The following is an 18,223-nucleotide window of genomic DNA, read 5'->3' on the forward strand; positions in this document are numbered from 1 at the left end:
GTGCAAAATTAACAGCTTAAGGTATAGAAACAAAATTTATGATAGCTAATCTATTTAACTTCTAAGATTATTGAATTGTTTAACGTATTTCTTAGAATTTTATAATTTATTGCTCGTTCAAATTATGCCATATAACGTCTTTAAGTTCCAATAGGCCTTGTTGGGTTTTTGAAGAGAAAAATACATAAGGAAGGCCTTCAGGGATTTTTTTCTCAATCTTTTTCTTTTGAGCCTCCGTTAATAAGTCTATTTTAGAAATACCCAAAATCCTGTTTTTGTCCAATAATTCTGGATTGAATTTTTCTAATTCTTTTATTAGTGTTTTATATTCCTTCAGTGGGTTTTCGGCAGATCCATCTATTAAAAAAAGTAAATTACTATTTCTTTCGATATGCCTCAAAAATCTCGTACCTAGACCTTTACCTTCTGATGCTCCCTCTATTATTCCAGGAATATCAGCCATTACAAACGACTGGAAGTCGCGATATTGCACTACACCAAGGTTAGGTACCAATGTGGTGAATGGATAGTCGCCAATTTCAGGTTTAGCAGCAGAAATTGTGGAAAGTAAAGTGGATTTTCCTGCATTTGGAAATCCTACTAATCCTACATCAGCAAGTAATTTTAATTCTAGTACACACCATATCTCTAATCCGGGCATTCCAGGCTGCGAATATTCAGGAGCTTGATTAGTACTAGTTTTAAAGTGATGATTTCCAAGTCCGCCCATTCCACCGTTTAAAACGATGATCTCTTGCCCATCTTCTATTATTTCGGCAATCTTTTCATTTGTTTCAGCATTTCTGGCAATTGTACCTAATGGCACTTCGATTATTATATCTTCACCTTGTTTTCCTGAACTTTTACTTTTAGCTCCCGTTACACCATGACCTGCTTTTATGTGTTTTTGGTATTTAAGATGTATTAGAGTCCAAAGTTGCTTGTTACCTTTTAGTATAATATGACCACCTCTTCCTCCATCTCCGCCATCTGGGCCACCTTTATCTACAAATTTCTCTCTTCTAAAGTGAGTGAATCCTCTTCCGCCATTTCCGGATTTGAGGTTAATTTTTACGTAATCTATGAAGTTTGAAGTCATCTAAAAGAGAAATTTTATGCAAAAGTAAGGATTTTAAAGTGTTTCTTATCAAAAATTCTCGTTTTGCTTTCTTTCAGGCCTTTTAAATAAAAAAACTCCACTTTGTGAAGTGGAGTTTTTTTATAAAGGGCGAGTACTAAAGGCTTTTATCAATTGCTTTTGAAATATCATCAAAAATATCATCTATTTTACCAATACCGTTTACTTTATCTACCTTGTTTTGAGCTTGGTAATATGGTAATACATGGACTGTCTTTGAGAAGTATTCATCTATTCTTTTAATCAATTTTGAAGCATCGTCATCTGCTCTTCCGCTTACTTTTTGTCTTTCAGCAATTCTCTCTTTGATAATATCTTGATTTACTTCTAATTGTAAAACTAAATTTACTTTCGAGCCTTTACTCTCAAGAAATTTATCCAATGCTTCAGCTTGGGGTACAGTTCTTGGAAAACCGTCAAAAATAAAGCCTTTAACATCAGGATTATTCGTAACTTCTTCTTCTAACATATCTATAGTTATTGAATCAGGTACAAGCATTCCATCCGCTAAAATTTGTTTTACTCTTTTACCCAATTCCGTATCGTTTGATATATGCATACGAAACATATCGCCAGTGGATATGTGTGCTAGGTTGTATTTCGCTATTATTTTTTCTGATTGTGTTCCTTTACCAGCACCAGGAGGGCCAAAAATTACCAAATTGTACATATGAAAAACTAGAGGTTTTAATTAGGACTTAAATATAATCGTTCTTGTTCTGAAACTTTTATTTTTTTTGTCTTTTTTTCGAGATATTGAATAAACATAAAAAAAGCCTGATTGCTCAGGCTTTAATGTTATTGTTTCTTTTCTTGTCCAGTTTGGTTATGATGATTCTTGAGGGCTTCTAATTCGCCTTTAAGAGCTTCGTTTTCAGGGTCATATTTTACCATTTCTTCAAAATAGGCTATTCCTTTTGGAATATCTTTATTGACTTGGAACTCTCTTCCTGCTAAATATTTTAGAGCCTCTACTACTTTAGCTTTATTTTTAGCATCAGCTTTTCCTGTTTCTCCAAGTAGGTCTAAATATTTTTGATATTCTTGATAAGACTCAAAATTAGCACTGTATGTTGAGTCAGAACGATTCATGTTTGTTTTAACTCTTGCACTTGTATAATACAAGTCAGGCCATGTATCTTTATATCCTTCTTTGGCTTTTTCAACATATTCATTAGCTTTTGAGTAGTTTCCAGAAGCATTAAAGTATTGATATACCATGTAATAGTCACCAGCATTTACCTTCTTATTTGTTTGAGCATTTTTCTCAGCAAATATTGCTGCTTTAGCATAATCTTTATTTTTTGCAAAAGTGGCAGTTAAATCCTGATAGTAATTGAAGGTAGTGTCACCTAATTGAATTGCTTTCTCAATGTTTAATATACCTAAAGAATCGTTAAGGTTTCTAACGTCATCTTCTCCTGGCATACTGATATATGATCTACCGATAAATCCATAATCCATAGCTGGACTTTCATCAGCTGGAGCTATTTCAATGAATTTTTTCAAATTTTCAATTGCTTCTACAGGTTTATTTTCTTCAAAATCCATGATACCTAACATTCTATAAATATATGGATCAGGATTAGTTCCTTTGATTTCAGCTATAGTTTTCTTAACACTTGCGTAATCTTTGGCAACAAACGCAAGTTTAGCATAACGTAACTTAGCTTTGCTGTCACCATCAGAATTTTTCAAATACTGGCTCGCAGCTTCTGCTGATTCCTTGAATTTACCCATAGTTTGCAAATAAGAACTATGATATCTGTGAATTGGGGCATGCGTTGGGTCTGCAGCTAAACCTTTATTTAATGCATCATTTGCTTCTTTGTAGTTTCTTCCTTGCAGCCATACTCTTGACATCTTTTCATAAGTCTTACCACCCTTCTTGCCTAATCTTTCTGCATTTGCTAAGGCATTCATTGCATCACCGCCTTCATTTTTTAGCATGTAAGCATCCGATTTAACAAAATAGTATTCAGGATTATCTTTCAGTTTTGATTTTTCCAAAGCCAAATTGATGTTCATTATCGCCTCTGCAGGGTCTGAACTAGCCGGAAACATTGTATATGCTTCAGCTATTCTATATAAAACATCTGCATTTTTAAGCTTAGTTGATTTTTTTACTTCCTCGAATATAGTTTTTGCACCAGCCATATCTTTAGATGCAAGTTTCACCATACCCAATCCAACTTCGTTTAAAGGGTCTCCTTTTTTTGAAAGTGCATTCCCAGCTTCAAATGCAGCTTGAGCAGCCTTTAAATTATCTGGATTTGTTGCATCCGGGCTTTTTAAAATGCCATAACCTTTATAAAAAAAAGTTTCAGGACTTGGGCTGGATTCGGTAAGCGAGTTAAATGCTTTACTTGCGGCGGTATACCTTTCAGCATCCAAATGTTTAATGGCTTCGTCTAGTGTCTGAGATTTTGAAATAAACGGCACTAAAAATAGTAAAGCCAAAGCATAAGATTTCACAATTTTCTTCATCATTTCGTAACAAGTAATAAGGTTATTTGTTTGGTTTGAAAACAATTTAAGGTTGCAATTTAATGCATTTTGTTGGTTTGAAAAAATCATTTCTTTAATAATCTTTTGTACTTATCCTTTAGACTTTTACAAAAAACGTTGGTTTACTAACAAAATGTTAAAGAAGTTTTAATATCAAGATTCTAAGAAGCTTTAAATATTGTTTTTAAAACTTATCAGTTTTCAATCGGTTTCGTGTTTAGCAAAAACTCTTTTGGTATTATGTAAAAAGGAACTAAGCCCATTTTTTCTGTAACTAGTTGTCCAGTTTTAGAGCAACAAAATCTAATAAATCCATTTTCAACACCCCATGATTTGGTTAAGGTATGAAGATACACAAAACGCTCTAGTGGGTATTTTCTGTCATTTAAATTTTTTGTATTTATTTTGTAATACCCCAGTTTGTCGGATTCTCCTACAGCTATTACGTTTACAGAGTTTAATAATTCTTGGGATTTTTTGTCATCGGTATCACTTATCCAGTTAAATCCTATAAACCCTATAGCATTTGGAGATTTTTTTACATAATCTATAACGTTCAAGGTTCCATCTGCAGAAAAAACATTATCTATATTAAACTCTTTAATTTTTAGTTTTTCTAAAATTATATTTAGATTGCTAGAGTTACTTTTATCAAAAACTAATTTGGTTTTTGAATTTTTATCAGTCAATAATACCTTCAATTCTGAAAGTGACAAGGTAGTGTCTTTATTGTTTTTGTTCTGAACCAACGCTACTGCATCTAAAGCCATCCTAGCAGGTAAATATTTAATTCCTCTGTTTTTTAACTCTTTTAGTTCAGATTCATTAAACTCTCTAGTGGTACACGCTAGTGTCACAGAATCATCAAGCAACATGTTTATACCTTTTGTTTCGGGTATATATTCTACGTTAATTTTTGTGTGAGGATAATGTACATGGTGGGAGCTTATTTGAGCCTCCATTATTGGTTTTATAGATTCGTCAACAGCTATGTTTATTGTTCCTTTATTTATTGAAGGTTCTTCGACTTTGGTTGAATTACATGCATTTAATATTATAATACCAAATATCAAGATTAAGATTTTATTCATGTTTTTGTTTGAAAATTTATATTTTTAAAACTAAACCCATATAAATAAAGTTCAAATAAGCGAGTCTTTTAAAGACTCACTTATTGCTGTTTTTTAATCCAATTTGTAAGTAATTGGCATATTGAAGTAGACCCTAACCTCTTTGCCGTTTTGCCTGCCTGGTCTCCATTTCGGCATAGACTGAATTACTCTTATGGCTTCTTCGTCACAGCCAAATCCTATCCCTTTAGTTATTTGCACATCGGCAATAGAACCATCTTTTTCTACTACAAATTTTACAAAAACTTTTCCAGTTACCCCTGCATTTACTGCTGATTTAGGATAGTGAATGTTTTTTGACAAAAACTCATACATTGCCTTTGTTCCATTTGGGAATTCAGGTTTTTGCTCTACAGAAATGAAAATTTTATTATCTTCTGGATTATCGACTTTTATAATTTCAACAATTTCTGGAACCTTTGGCGGAGTTGTAAACGCTCCATTTGACTCGATACCTTCATTTGTTTTGTTTGAAATGACCTTTCCTTCTATCTCATCCTTAGTCGGAGGTGGTGTTTCTATAATGTCTAGATTATCTATAACTGGTTCGGGGGGAAGAAACGTTATAGTAGCTTTTGGTATATCTATTTCTTTTATAGGAGGCGGAGGTGTAATCTCAGGTATAACAATAGGTTTTTCTGGAGGTGGTGGAATTAATTTTATTGTTCCATGATTAATATCTTTATTGGAGTTTTTATCCAATACATATTTATTGTAGGTAAATGCTCCGCCAAATAGTAAAATAAAGATGCTGCTGCCAATCACCATGGCTTTTGTCAAATAATTACTATAGTTTTTTCTAAGAAAGTAGGCACCGTATTCTTTGTTACGGTTTTCGAAAATAATGTCATCGAAGTTTTGATTGCTTTTCATAATTGTAATTGTTTATTTGTTTTTCATAATTTGTGCCTTTTTTGTATTTTCGTAGGCCAATTTCTCGCTTGGGAAAAGGTCTACTAGTGCATATCTCGGGTTTTGGGTTATTTCCATTTCATCCAATAAGTCCACTGTGTTTTTGAGGTTTGAATCATTGCTCGGTTTTATTATCACTGTAAAAATTTCAGGTTTCGGAGCCAATTCTCTTTTGTTTAATATTATTTCTCTGATTCCATGGGCACTAAAATCTGTCTTAATTAGGTCATTTGCTTTTAAGTCTTTTAACTCTTTTTGGTACCAATACACTTCATTATTTTTACCTAATAAAATGGTCATGCTATTCTGTATGCCGACATCACCTGTGGGTCCATTTTTTTCAGGCATAAATAATTTCATAATATGTGGCTTTGTAAAGCTTGTAGTAAACATAAAGAATGTAATCAATAAGAAACCCAAATCAACCATAGGTGTCATATCTGGTTTTTTAGAGGTAGAGCCAAGCCGCCTTTTCTTTTCTTCTTTTTTTTCTTCAATCTCTGCCATTTCCTTTTCATTTATAGTTTTTCATTAATACTAACTTTACTTCCCTTTTTATTTATGATACTAAATTAACAAATAAATTTAAATAAACAATGTTTTTTTGCTTTTTTTAATTAAATATTTAGTTATATAACGTAAAGGTTAGTAATTCGCATTCTTTTCAAGCTTTTTGAATAGTTATATTATCAAAAGCAAATAGAATCTAAAGTAGATTTAATAAATATGATTTCGGCAGGAACAAAGTAAATAGTAAAGAAGATCTATGTGATTTTTTTTATTATAAGCCCAAGAAAGAACTCGATTTGGAAGGAGATAAATTAAATGTTGAATGAAGTATAAAATAGTACAAAAAAAAAGAGTCGTTTTACAACGACTCTTCCTTTTGAATTTGAAATGCTCTATAAATTCGAAACAATCCGTAAAGTATTAAGATTGTTCCTAAAATATAAGCGATTGTATTATCGAGTAAGGTTAAAAACCATTTTTCCTTTGCTACATAGGTGCCAAGTAGGATATATCCTAAGCCTATGAAAGCTTGAAGCCATATTTTAACTTTTCCGAATAAATTTCCCATTCGTATTAATCCAATTTATAAACCACTGGCATGTTGTAGAATACCCTAACGTTTTTACCGTTTTGGCGACCTGGATTCCATTTAGGCATAGACTTGATAACTCTAATAGCTTCTTCGTCACAACCAAAACCTATTCCTTTCATTACTTCTACATTTCCAATTGATCCGTCTTTTTCAACAACGAATTTAACAAATACTCTACCAGCTACGTTTGCTCTTTGAGCCGCTGCAGGATATTTAATATTATCACCTAAGTACTTATACATAGCTGATACTCCTCCTGGGAATTCTGGATTTTGCTCAACCGCCGTAAAGATTTCCTCTTCTTTTGGTTTTTCAATTGCCACAATTTTTACTTCCTCTGGTGGAGGAGGGGGAACAAAAGCGTCTATAGCTTCAACACCTTTAACTGTTTTATTAGAAATAACAGCTACTTCTATTTTTTCTGCAGGTGGTGGTGGTTCCTCTACTAATACTTCCTCGTCCTTTTTAGGCTCCGGAGGTAAGAACTTAATCTGAGCTACCTCAGGTGGCGGTTCTACCGGTGGCGGTGGAGGTGGCGGTGGGATGTCTATTTTTTCCTCAGGTGGAGCTTCTTCTTTCAACTGGGTCAAGTCTATTTCTACTTCCCTATCAGCATTGGCTTGCATTTTAGGTAATATGTAATTGTTGTAGGTGTAAGCACCTCCAAACAACAATACAAATATGCTTGTTCCGTAAATTAAGGCTCGAGTCAAATAGCTCCTATAATTTTTCCTTAGATAGTATGCTCCGTATTCTTTGTTACGGCCTTCAAATACTATATCGTCTAAGGTTATTTTGTCTGCTTTATTACTCATATTTTTTGAGATTAAACCTTAGTGTTAATTACCTCCTTTCGGAGTTTTCATTTTCTCTTGATATGCCTCTTCTTCTTGCTTTTGAACATCTACGATGGCATACAATTTATTTCCCGTAATATCCATTTCATCCAATATGTCGACAGTGTTTTTAAATGTCGCCTCATCAGTTGGTTTTAGAATTATGGTAAATTTGGAACTATCTATTGCAGCTAGTTTCTTTTTCATAATGTCAGCCCTTATTCCAGTTGCAGAATAATCTGTTTCATTTAAATCTGCTGCAGTAACATCCGCTACAGCCTGTTGATACCAGAAAACTCTATCATCTTTCCCCATTAAAATTGTAATGGTGTTTGATAATTTAATTTCACTAGTTTCTTGATCTTCAGGCTTTTCTTCGTCTTTCTCAGGCATGTTTAGCTTCATCATGTTTGGTTTGCTAAACGTAGTGGTAAACATAAAGAAGGTGATAAGAAGGAAACCTAAATCCACCATGGGTGTCATGTCAGGTTTTCCAGAATTCTTTTTTGACCTTACTTTTCCGCCTTTACCACCGGAGTCTTTCTCTTGTATTTCAGCCATTTCTTAAATTAAGGTTTTGGTATTATTCACCTTTAGTTACTAATCTAAACTTGTAAACTTTCGCTTTTGCCAACTCATCAAAAAGAATTTTGACAGCAGGGTATTGCGTTTTTACATCACCTCTTATCGCTAAGTTACCTGCAGGGTTTGATTCAGCATAAGCTTTTACCCAATCCACCAATTCAGTATTGGTTGAATCGCAAGGTATTCCTGGAAGTTTTGCTTTCTCTCTGTCTCCTTTGCTAAGGTTTAGGTAAGATTTTAAGCCTTCTTTTCCAATACCAACTTCTGCAATTTTAGTATACTCATTTTGTTCAGCAGCTGTTAGGCCCAAATCAAATTTGGTATTAAGTACATTAATAAATGCTCTTCTTTCAACTGGTTCTGTGATACCAAAATAATATTTTCCATCATCAGTAATAGATACTGTTCCAATGTTTTTTTCTTCAACAATAAGTTTGGAAATTGACGAAGGTGTAACAATCTTAACAGTCTCTTGACTCTTGAAAGTAGTAGTCATGATAAAGAAAGTCAACAATAAGAATGCTACATCACACATAGCAGTCATGTCCATCGCCGGTCCGTGTCTTTTTGGTTTTACTTGTGCCATCTATCTAAAAATGTTTTAAGTTTTAACAATTGTTTTTGAAAAATTAGTTATGAGCAGCAAAATTTTGTTGAAGGCTCATTCCTATTTCGTCAATTTTGTATGTCAAAGTATCAATAGATGATGTAAAATAGTTATAAACCATGATCGCAATAGCTGAAGTACCGATACCAAGACCTGTATTGATTAGGGCTTCTGCAATACCTTTTGCAAGTGCAGCAGCATCTGGAGAGCCACCACCTGAACCAAGAGCAAAGAATGATTTAATCATACCTAATACCGTTCCTAATAGGGCAACAAGAGTAGAAACTGAAGCCAAAGTAGATAAGATAGTTAGGTTTTTCTCTAACATAGGAAGTTCTAAAGAAGTAGCTTCTTCGATTTCTTTTTGTAGAGCAGCTAGTTTTTGCTCTTTGTTTAGTGCATTGTCTGTTTGAAGTTGAGCGTATTTCTCAAGGGCAGTTTTAGTAACATTACCTACTGTTCCTTTTTGTTTTTCACACTCTTTCATAGCATCAGCTATGTTGTTTTGGTCAAGTAAGTTTCTTACTTTCTTTACAAAGCCATCTAAATCTCCTGAACCACCAGCTTTACCCAAAGTGATAAATCTTTCTAGTGAAAATGTTAGTACAACTAACATAAATGTGATAAGGAAAGGTACGATAATACCGCCTGAATAAATGATACCTAAAGCATTTTTTGGGTCGTGCTTAGTTTCAGGGTCTTCAAAGTTTGATCCAGAGCCTAATATTACATAGTAGATAGCAAATGCAATCACCATTAATATTGGGATAACAATCATAGGATTAATACCTGTAGATTTTTTGGCTGGCTTTGCAGCTGGAGCTTTAGTCTTTTTTTCCATTTGATTAGAAAATTTTTAGGGTTTTTGAAAAATGATTAAACTATTTGTTTTTTTAATCTTTAGTAATTTTTATAAAGATTCAGAATTCTTTTCCACCTTGGAAACTTAATTCTTTGGCAATTCTAATTAAAAACTCTTAAACATAAAATTTTTTTTAGGATTTATTTTCCAAAAACTATAAATTTAGTTATTATTTGTAAATTCAAAATTCTTGAAAATAGGAATAATATATGTTTTCTATCCTAATTATTAAATACTTAGGATTATTCTATTGCATTGTTAGATGTTACTAATAGAAAATTTGGAAAAGTCTTTTTTTTGCATTTTAGGGTTTGTTGCTATCGACCAATATTTTATTTTCTCTATTGGCTAAATTCCAAGAGGTTTCGAAAACTAGTTTAACAATCTTAGCGTATTTTGGGAACATGATTTTTTCTACATCATCACCAGGTTTATGGTAGTCTTCATGTACACCAGTAAAATAGAAAATTACTGGAATTTTGTTTTTTGCAAAATTGTAATGATCAGATCTGTAATAAAATCTATTTGGGTCTTTTGGGTCATTGAATTCATAGTCTAGTTCGAAATTTATAGTTTTCGCATTTGTTTTTTCAGAAATGTCATGAAGCTCTGAAGAAAGTTTATCACTACCTATTAAATATACATAATTTGGGTTTGCTTCATGTTTTTTGTCAACTCTGCCTATCATGTCAATGTTGAGGTCGCAGATGGTATTTTCTAATGGAATAATTGGGTCTATGTCTGTGTAATATTTTGAACCTAACAGACCTTTCTCTTCACCAGTTACCCAAAGGAAAAGAATACTTCTACGTGGACCATTTCCTTCTGCTTTTGCTTTGGAGTATGCCTGAGCTAGTTCTAAAATTGAACAAGTTCCTGATCCATCGTCATCGGCTCCATTGTATATTTGACCTTTATCGTCTGTACCTACATGGTCATAATGTGCTGAAATAATTATTACTTCATCTTTTTTGTCTGTGCCTTCCAAGAATCCCATAATATTGGCGGTTTCTATTTGGTCAGCACCTCTTTCAGATTTTATTTTAATTGAAGTTTTTTTTGTCGAAATATTGTTTGTTTTTCCATTTAAGTACTGGCCTAGTTTTTTAGAATTTATTCCTAACATTTCCACCGCCATAGATTCTGAAATCACAAATGATGGTAATGAGCTCTCAGTTTCTGATTTTGGTTTTTCAATGGCCATTCTATTAAATCTTGATAATACTGCTTTTCTTTCTGCCGAGAGAGTTTTGAATTGTGAGGCTTCTTTAAGGGATATTTCAAATATAAAACTAGCTCCTAATTCTGCTGCTATCGTCTGCTTTTTCTTAAGACCTTGGTTTCCCTCCCAAATTTTATGATCAGTTAAATCTTTTGGAGAATCTTCAATGAAAATTATAGCCTTTCCTTTGATGTTTTTATTTTTATAGTCGTTTCTATTATCGTTTTTTATGCCGTATCCAACAAAAACTGTTTCAATAGTTTTTTCTGCCGGAATATTAACCATACCGATTGGGAAAAAGTCTTTAAAAAAAGTTTTTCTTTTTCCGTTAATGATAACATATGATTCTTTCCAACCATTTTTATAAACATTGAAACGTTGATAATAGCTTAAACTTCCATCCTCGGCTTTAACTATGGGTTTCAATCCATATTCTTCTAAATGTTTGACGATATATTCCCCTGCTTTTTTTTGTCCTTCAGAACCGGTATCTCTTCCGCCAAGTTCATCAGATGCTATATAGGTTAAATGTTTCTTTAAATCCGATTCAGTAATTGTTTCTTCATATTTTAAGGCAGTAGATTGCGAAATAGCTACAGAAACAAAAAGGAAATTAAGGGCGATTATGAGGGTTTTGTTCATGAAAATGTTTTTTTGTTTTTACACAAATAAATCAAAACATTTTCTTAAAACAAGAAGTTTGTTTTTATAAATTTGCATTTTTATTTTCCCTCAAACAAAACTTCATGAAAGTAAATCTTATTACTACCGAAAAGTTCGAAAAAAGACATCAAGGAAAAACTTCTGCCGAATTGAAATCAATGTGTGAAGAAATAGGTGTTGAAAGCCTTAAGCAATTGATTTTAGAAACTGTACCAGAGAATATTAGGTCTGAAAAACCATTGAATTTGCCAGAGGCTTTGTCAGAAATTCAACTTCTTGAAAAGTTAAAATTTTTAGGCTCTAAAAATAAAGTTTACAAATCATTTATAGGAGGGGGGTACTATGATACAGTTGTTCCCAAAGTAATTTTAAGGAATATCTTGGAAAATCCAGCCTGGTATACCGCTTATACACCATATCAAGCGGAAATAGCTCAAGGTAGATTAGAAATGCTTTTGAATTTTCAAACCATAGTTACTGATTTGACTGGGATGGAGATTTCGAACGCATCTCTACTTGACGAAGCTACTGCTGCAGCCGAGGCTATGTCTATGTTTTTTAACTTAAAGAAAGGAGCTAAGAAGAATGCTAACGGTTTTTTTATTTCAAATGCATGCCATCCGCAGGTAATAGATGTAATAACTGGAAGAGCTATACCAATTGGCGTAAATGTTATAGTTGGAGATTTGAACGATTTTGATTTCGAAAACTCCAATGTTTTTGGTGCCATGATTCAAAATCCTGATACATTTGGTGAAATAACTGATTTTACTGAATTGATTTCAAGATTGCACAATTCTGACATTAAAGTGTGTATTGGAGTTGATTTACTTTCCTTGACGCTGTTTAAAAGTCCCGCTGAAATGGGTGCAGACGTAGTAGTAGGTACATCGCAGAGATTAGGTGTTCCTATGGGATATGGGGGTCCACATGCGGCATTTTTTGCCACAAAGGATGAATTTAAAAGACATATACCAGGAAGAATAATAGGTAAGTCAATAGATTCAGAAGGAAATTCTGCTTTAAGAATGGCCTTGCAGACTAGAGAACAACATATTAGAAGAGAAAAGGCTACTTCCAATATTTGTACTGCCCAAGTTTTGCTTTCTGTAATGTCAGCAGCCTATTGTATTTATCATGGACCAAACGGATTAAAAGAGATTGCACTTAAAATACATGGTTTAACCAAGTTGTTTGCCAATACCATCCAAGGTTTGGATTACAGAGTTTTAAATCAAAATTATTTTGACACGATTACGCTTGATGTTTTAGATAATAGCAAAATTAGAGAAATAGCAGAAGTCAAAGGCGTGAATTTAAGATATCACGGAACCGAAGATATTAGTATTTCATTTGATGAATCTAAGACGCTAGAAGATTTAGCTTTGCTTTTAGAAATTTTTGCTGAAGCTAGGGGAGAGAGTCTGGTAATGAACCTTAAAACCGAAGTAGAGGCTAATATAGCCGAAAATTTATTTAGAGCCAGTGACTATATGCTGCATCCAGTATTTAATAAATACCATACTGAGCATGAAATGCTGAGATATTTGAAGTCTTTAGAAAGTAAAGACCTTTCTTTGGTGCATTCTATGATTTCGTTGGGAAGTTGCACAATGAAACTTAATGCTACTTCTGAAATGATTGCGGTCACTTGGCCTGAATTTGCGAATATTCATCCATTTGCACCAGTAAACCAGACGGAAGGTTACCAAATAATGTTTGAGGAACTTACTGCTTGGTTGGCTGAGATAACTGGATTTGCTAAAGTGTCACTTCAACCTAACTCTGGAGCTCAAGGAGAACTAGCAGGTTTGATGGTAATTAGAGCTTTTCATGCTGCAAATAATAATGGAGAAAGAAATGTAGCACTGATACCTTCATCAGCACATGGAACGAATCCAGCGTCTGCAGTTATGGCTGGAATGAAAGTAGTAGTTGTAAAATGCGATGAAAAGGGAAATATTGATGTCGCTGATTTGAAAATTAAAGCTGATGAACATGCCAAAGATTTGGCTTGCTTGATGGTAACTTATCCTTCTACCCATGGCGTATTTGAAGAAACTATCATAGAAATATGTGAGATAATCCATAGTCATGGAGGTAAAGTATATATGGACGGAGCCAACATGAATGCTCAAGTTGGATTGACTTCGCCGGGTAAAATTGGAGCTGATGTATGTCATTTAAACTTACACAAAACCTTTGCTATACCTCATGGTGGAGGTGGGCCAGGAGTTGGACCTATTGGTGTGACTGAAGAATTGTCTCAGTTTTTACCAGGTAATGCTGTAATAAAAACAGGTGGCGAAAATGCAATTCATGGCATATCAGCAGCACCTTGGGGAAGTGCTAGCGTTTTGCCGATTTCGTACGCCTATATTGCTATGATGGGGCCTGATGGATTGAAAAGAGCAACAGAATATGCTATTTTGAATGCCAATTATATTAAATCAAGGTTGGCTAAACATTTTGATATATTGTATACTGGAGCTAACGGACACTGTGCACACGAGATGATTGTTGAGTGCAGACCTTTTAAAATGTCGGCTCATGTGGAAGTAGAAGATATAGCCAAGCGATTGATGGATTACGGTTTTCACGCACCGACAGTTTCGTTTCCAGTTGCTGGAACGTTGATGATAGAGCCTACAGAATCAGAATCTCAGGCTGAATTGGATAAGTTTTGTGATGCTTTGATATCAATTAGACAAGAAATAGCAGAAATAGAAAATGGAATTTATCCATCAGACGATAATGTTTTAGTAAATGCTCCACATACTATGAGGGTAGTTTTAGAAGAAAACTGGACAAAGTCTTATAGTAGAGAGAAAGCGGCTTTTCCAAATGCTTCTTTGAGATTTAATAAATTCTGGCCATCGGTAAGTAGAATTGATTCTGCCTATGGCGATAGGAATTTGGTTTGTGCTTGTGAGCCGATTGAAGCTTATGCATAGTTGAAGAAATTATTATATTATAAAAAAAAGGGCAAGCAATTGCTCTTTTTTGTTTTTATAGCAAAAATTAAAATATTAAGAAGTTTTTTTTACTAATCTTTAGATCTTAAAATTCGAGCTTTTGAAATTGTTATAATCTTTAGGTCTTGGTTTAAAGGTGCTTAGGTTTTTAGATTAGAAAGTAAAGTGTCTAGCCTGCAAAGTTCAAAGTAATAGATTTCTATTTAAACAATTTGACATGGAATCAGATTGTGAATTATCCACGTAGGTACATTTAAGGGTATTAAAATCAGATTAAAGCTAATTTTATTTATCTGAAATTTTCTTTTTTTAGTTTAAAAATAGAATTGAATTATAAAATCTATTTTAATCGACATTTACCAAATTCCTTAAAATTACAAATGTTAAAAAAAGCACAAATATTAATCTTTCTACTTACCCTAAGCTGTGCATTGCAAGCACAGTCTCCGCATGGGAAAGGCTTTAAGATGGATTGTGCCAAATGCCATGAATCAGGAAGTTGGGATTTTAGTTCGAAGAATACTTTTGAACACGCCACTACAGGTTTTTTGTTAGACGGGGAGCATAGAAATATTAATTGTAATGCCTGCCATATAAAATCAGATTTTGTAAATACCTCAGCAGATTGTAAATCTTGTCATGCTGATATGCACAATCAAACCGTTGGAAATGATTGTGCAAGATGTCATACGACTAAGTCTTGGATAGTTGAAAATATTTCTAGTTTACATGAACAAACTTCTTTTCCTTTAGTAGGTGTCCATAAAACAGTTGATTGCAATCAATGCCACGTTACAGACACCAAACTGAGGTTTAATCCTATTGGCCAAACTTGTATTGACTGTCACAACAAAGATTTTAATAAAACTGTAAATCCGAATCATGTAAAGTTAAATATGTCAACTGATTGTTCGGCGTGCCATAACACCTTAACGAAAGACGATTGGGCAACTTCAACTTTTCCAAACCACGACGAGTTTTATCCTTTAACAGGTGGTCACGCTGCGATAGCTCAAGATTGCGAAAAATGTCATATTGGCGGTAATTTTAATAATACGCCTACTGAATGCGAGGCTTGTCATAAAGTAGATTTCAATAAAACATTGAATCCGAACCATGTTAAATTAAACTTTTCCACTGATTGTGTTTCTTGTCATACTACCACGCCAGGCTGGGCACCTGCACAGTTTCCAATTCATGATCAATTTTATCCTTTAACGGGTGCTCACCAAACAATTTCTAATAATTGTGTGGAATGCCATAAAGGTGGAAATTACGAAAATACGCCTAATGAGTGTGCCTCATGCCATACCGCCAATTATCAAGCTACACAAAATCCAAATCATGCCACCATTGGTTTTTCTACGGATTGTGTGGCATGTCATACCACGTCTCCAGGTTGGACGCCTGCATTGTTTACAGACCATGATGTTTTTTATCCAATTACAGGTGCTCACAAATCATTAAGTTGTAATGAATGCCATATTGGAGGGAAATATAGCAATACGACTAATGATTGTAATTCTTGTCACAATTCTAATTATACAGCTACAAAGAATCCCGATCACGCACTGTTTGGAATGTCGACAGATTGTGCCTCTTGTCATACTACAAATCCTGGTTGGAGGCCGTCAACATTTGATCATAGTAATTTCTATCCGCTAACGGGTGCTCATGCCAATATTGCAGGTGATTGTGCCAAATGCCATCAGGGTGGAGTGGCAAATACACCAACAGATTGTTATTCATGTCATACAAATGATTATACCTCTGCGAAAAATCCAGATCATGCAAATTTGGGTATGTCCACAGATTGTGCAGGATGCCATACAACCAATCCTGGTTGGTCACCAACTAGTTTTGATCATAATCGGTTTTTCCCATTGACTGGTGGACACGCAATTGTGGCTAGTGACTGTAACAAATGTCATAATGGTAGTAATTATAAAAACCCACCTACAGACTGTAATTCTTGCCATAATGCCAATTATCAATCTGCAGCAAGTCCAAATCACGTAACGCTTGGTTTATCAACTGATTGTATATCATGTCATACCACTGATCCAGGTTGGAGACCAAGTACTTTTAATCATGATAATTATTATCAACTAACAGGTGCTCACGCAGCTATAGCAACAAACTGTGTGCAATGCCATACGGCGGGAGTTACTAATACACCAAATGATTGTAATTCTTGTCATAATGCAAATTATCAGTCCGCCGCCAATCCTAATCATAACACATTAGGATTCTCTACAGATTGTGCCTCTTGCCATACTACCAATCCGGGTTGGAGACCAAGTACTTTTAATCATGATAATTATTATCAATTGACAGGTGCTCATGCGTCTGTGGCTTCTAACTGTGTACAATGTCATGCGGCAGGTGTTGCAAATACTCCTACTGATTGTAATTCGTGTCATAATGCTAATTATAAAGCTTCTGTCAATCCTAACCATAACACATTAGGATTCTCTACAGATTGTGCTTCTTGTCATACTACAAATCCAGGTTGGAGACCTTCAACTTTTAATCATGACAATTATTATCAATTGACCGGTGCACATGCAGCCGTGGCAAATAATTGCGTACAATGTCATGCAGGTGGAGTCACAAATACTCCAACTGATTGTAATTCATGCCATAGTGCAGCATTTGAATCAGCGACTAATCCAAACCATGCGGCGTCAGGATTTTCAAGAGATTGTGCGTTTTGCCATTCGACAACCCCAGGCTGGAGGCCTTCTACTTTTAACCATAATAATGTTTATCCTCTAACGGGTGCTCATGCCAATATAGCTTCAAGTTGTACTTCATGTCATGTTGGGGGTAATTTTAATAATACACCGACAGATTGTAATTCTTGCCATAGCGGGGCTTACAATTCTGCTAGCAATCCAAACCATGCGGCGTCAGGATTTTCAAGAGACTGTGCTTCTTGTCATACAACCAACCCAGGCTGGAGACCTTCGACATTTAACCATAATAATTTTTATCCATTGACGGGTGCACACGCAAACATAGCCTCAAGTTGTACTTCTTGTCATGCAGGTGGCAATTTTAATAATACCCCAACAGATTGTAATTCATGTCATAGTGGGGCGTACAATTCGGCAAGTAACCCGAACCATGCGTCATCTGGATTTTCAAGAGATTGTGCGTCTTGTCATACCACAAACCCTGGCTGGAGGCCTTCAACTTTCAACCATAACAATTTTTATCCTTTGGTTGGAGCACATGCCAATATAGCATCTAGTTGCACATCGTGTCATGCCGGTGGAAATTTTAATAATACGCCTAATACATGTTATGGATGTCACTCAAATAAATATAATAGTGCTAGTCCAAATCATGCTTCTTCTGGTTTTTCAACAAATTGCACAGAGTGTCACAGTCAAAATGCTTGGAAACCTGCCTCATTTAACCACGATGCTCAATATTTTCCAATTTATAGTGGTAAACACAAAGGGAAATGGAATAAGTGTACGGATTGTCATACCTCAGCTGGAAATTACAGTATGTTTAGCTGCTTTAGTTGTCATGGTAAATCTAGCACTGATAAAGAACATAAGAATAATAAAAATTATGTTTATGATAGCAATGCCTGCCTATCATGCCACCCACAAGGTAGAGGATAATAATTGAATTTATCGGATTCAGCCTATTTCTATATCTTTAGTATT

The 18,223-nt window shown here is 34.4% G+C and carries 13 protein-coding genes; 2 read left to right on the forward strand and 11 right to left on the reverse strand.

Features of this window, described 5'->3' with window-relative positions:
- Positions 1 to 106: 106 nt before the first annotated feature.
- The 11 genes from obgE to EGI22_RS05610 all read right to left on the reverse strand — a co-directional run bounded on the left by obgE (position 107) and on the right by EGI22_RS05610 (position 11,544).
- Positions 107 to 1,099 carry a GTPase ObgE gene (obgE, locus tag EGI22_RS05560; RefSeq protein ID WP_255066970.1) on the reverse strand — a complete coding sequence of 331 codons (993 nt, stop codon included), beginning with the start codon at positions 1,097 to 1,099 and terminating at the stop codon, positions 107 to 109.
- 136 nt (positions 1,100 to 1,235) lie between these two features.
- The gene (locus EGI22_RS05565) at positions 1,236 to 1,808 is read right to left on the reverse strand and encodes an adenylate kinase (protein WP_255066971.1); all 573 of its coding nucleotides are present in this window, start codon (positions 1,806 to 1,808) and stop codon (positions 1,236 to 1,238) included.
- Positions 1,809 to 1,936: 128 nt separating this feature from the next.
- Positions 1,937 to 3,628, reverse strand: coding sequence for a hypothetical protein (locus EGI22_RS05570; RefSeq protein WP_255066972.1), 1,692 nt, complete (start codon positions 3,626 to 3,628; stop codon positions 1,937 to 1,939).
- Between the two features lie 212 nt (positions 3,629 to 3,840).
- The gene (locus tag EGI22_RS05575) at positions 3,841 to 4,737 is read right to left on the reverse strand and encodes a PstS family phosphate ABC transporter substrate-binding protein (RefSeq protein ID WP_255066973.1); all 897 of its coding nucleotides are present in this window, start codon (positions 4,735 to 4,737) and stop codon (positions 3,841 to 3,843) included.
- A gap of 93 nt (positions 4,738 to 4,830) precedes the next feature.
- Positions 4,831 to 5,649 carry an energy transducer TonB gene (locus tag EGI22_RS05580; protein ID WP_255066974.1) on the reverse strand — a complete coding sequence of 273 codons (819 nt, stop codon included), beginning with the start codon at positions 5,647 to 5,649 and terminating at the stop codon, positions 4,831 to 4,833.
- Positions 5,650 to 5,661: 12 nt separating this feature from the next.
- Positions 5,662 to 6,195, reverse strand: coding sequence for a biopolymer transporter ExbD (locus EGI22_RS05585; RefSeq protein WP_255066978.1), 534 nt, complete (start codon positions 6,193 to 6,195; stop codon positions 5,662 to 5,664).
- 576 nt (positions 6,196 to 6,771) lie between these two features.
- The gene (locus EGI22_RS05590; RefSeq protein ID WP_255066981.1) at positions 6,772 to 7,605 is read right to left on the reverse strand and encodes an energy transducer TonB; all 834 of its coding nucleotides are present in this window, start codon (positions 7,603 to 7,605) and stop codon (positions 6,772 to 6,774) included.
- Positions 7,606 to 7,629: 24 nt separating this feature from the next.
- Complete coding sequence (locus EGI22_RS05595) at positions 7,630 to 8,187, reverse strand: biopolymer transporter ExbD (protein WP_255066982.1); 558 nt, start codon at positions 8,185 to 8,187, stop codon at positions 7,630 to 7,632.
- A gap of 22 nt (positions 8,188 to 8,209) precedes the next feature.
- Entirely contained in the window at positions 8,210 to 8,797 is a 588-nt protein-coding gene (locus tag EGI22_RS05600; protein WP_255066983.1) for a biopolymer transporter ExbD, read from the reverse strand.
- A 43-nt stretch (positions 8,798 to 8,840) separates the two neighbouring features.
- Positions 8,841 to 9,659 carry a MotA/TolQ/ExbB proton channel family protein gene (locus tag EGI22_RS05605; protein ID WP_255066985.1) on the reverse strand — a complete coding sequence of 273 codons (819 nt, stop codon included), beginning with the start codon at positions 9,657 to 9,659 and terminating at the stop codon, positions 8,841 to 8,843.
- Between the two features lie 325 nt (positions 9,660 to 9,984).
- Entirely contained in the window at positions 9,985 to 11,544 is a 1,560-nt protein-coding gene (locus tag EGI22_RS05610; RefSeq protein ID WP_255066986.1) for a M28 family peptidase, read from the reverse strand.
- 104 nt (positions 11,545 to 11,648) lie between these two features.
- Here EGI22_RS05610 and gcvP point away from each other — a divergent pair, with 104 nt between their 5' ends.
- Both gcvP and EGI22_RS05620 read left to right on the forward strand, forming a co-directional pair.
- Positions 11,649 to 14,519: an aminomethyl-transferring glycine dehydrogenase gene (gene gcvP / locus EGI22_RS05615; RefSeq protein WP_255066987.1), complete on the forward strand. Its 2,871-nt coding sequence runs from the start codon at positions 11,649 to 11,651 to the stop codon at positions 14,517 to 14,519.
- Positions 14,520 to 14,920: 401 nt separating this feature from the next.
- The gene (locus EGI22_RS05620; RefSeq protein WP_255066988.1) at positions 14,921 to 18,178 is read left to right on the forward strand and encodes a hypothetical protein; all 3,258 of its coding nucleotides are present in this window, start codon (positions 14,921 to 14,923) and stop codon (positions 18,176 to 18,178) included.
- The last annotated feature ends 45 nt before the right edge of the window (positions 18,179 to 18,223 follow it).

The organism is Lacihabitans sp. LS3-19 (assembly GCF_024343575.1).
Lineage (GTDB): Bacteria > Bacteroidota > Bacteroidia > Cytophagales > Spirosomataceae > Leadbetterella.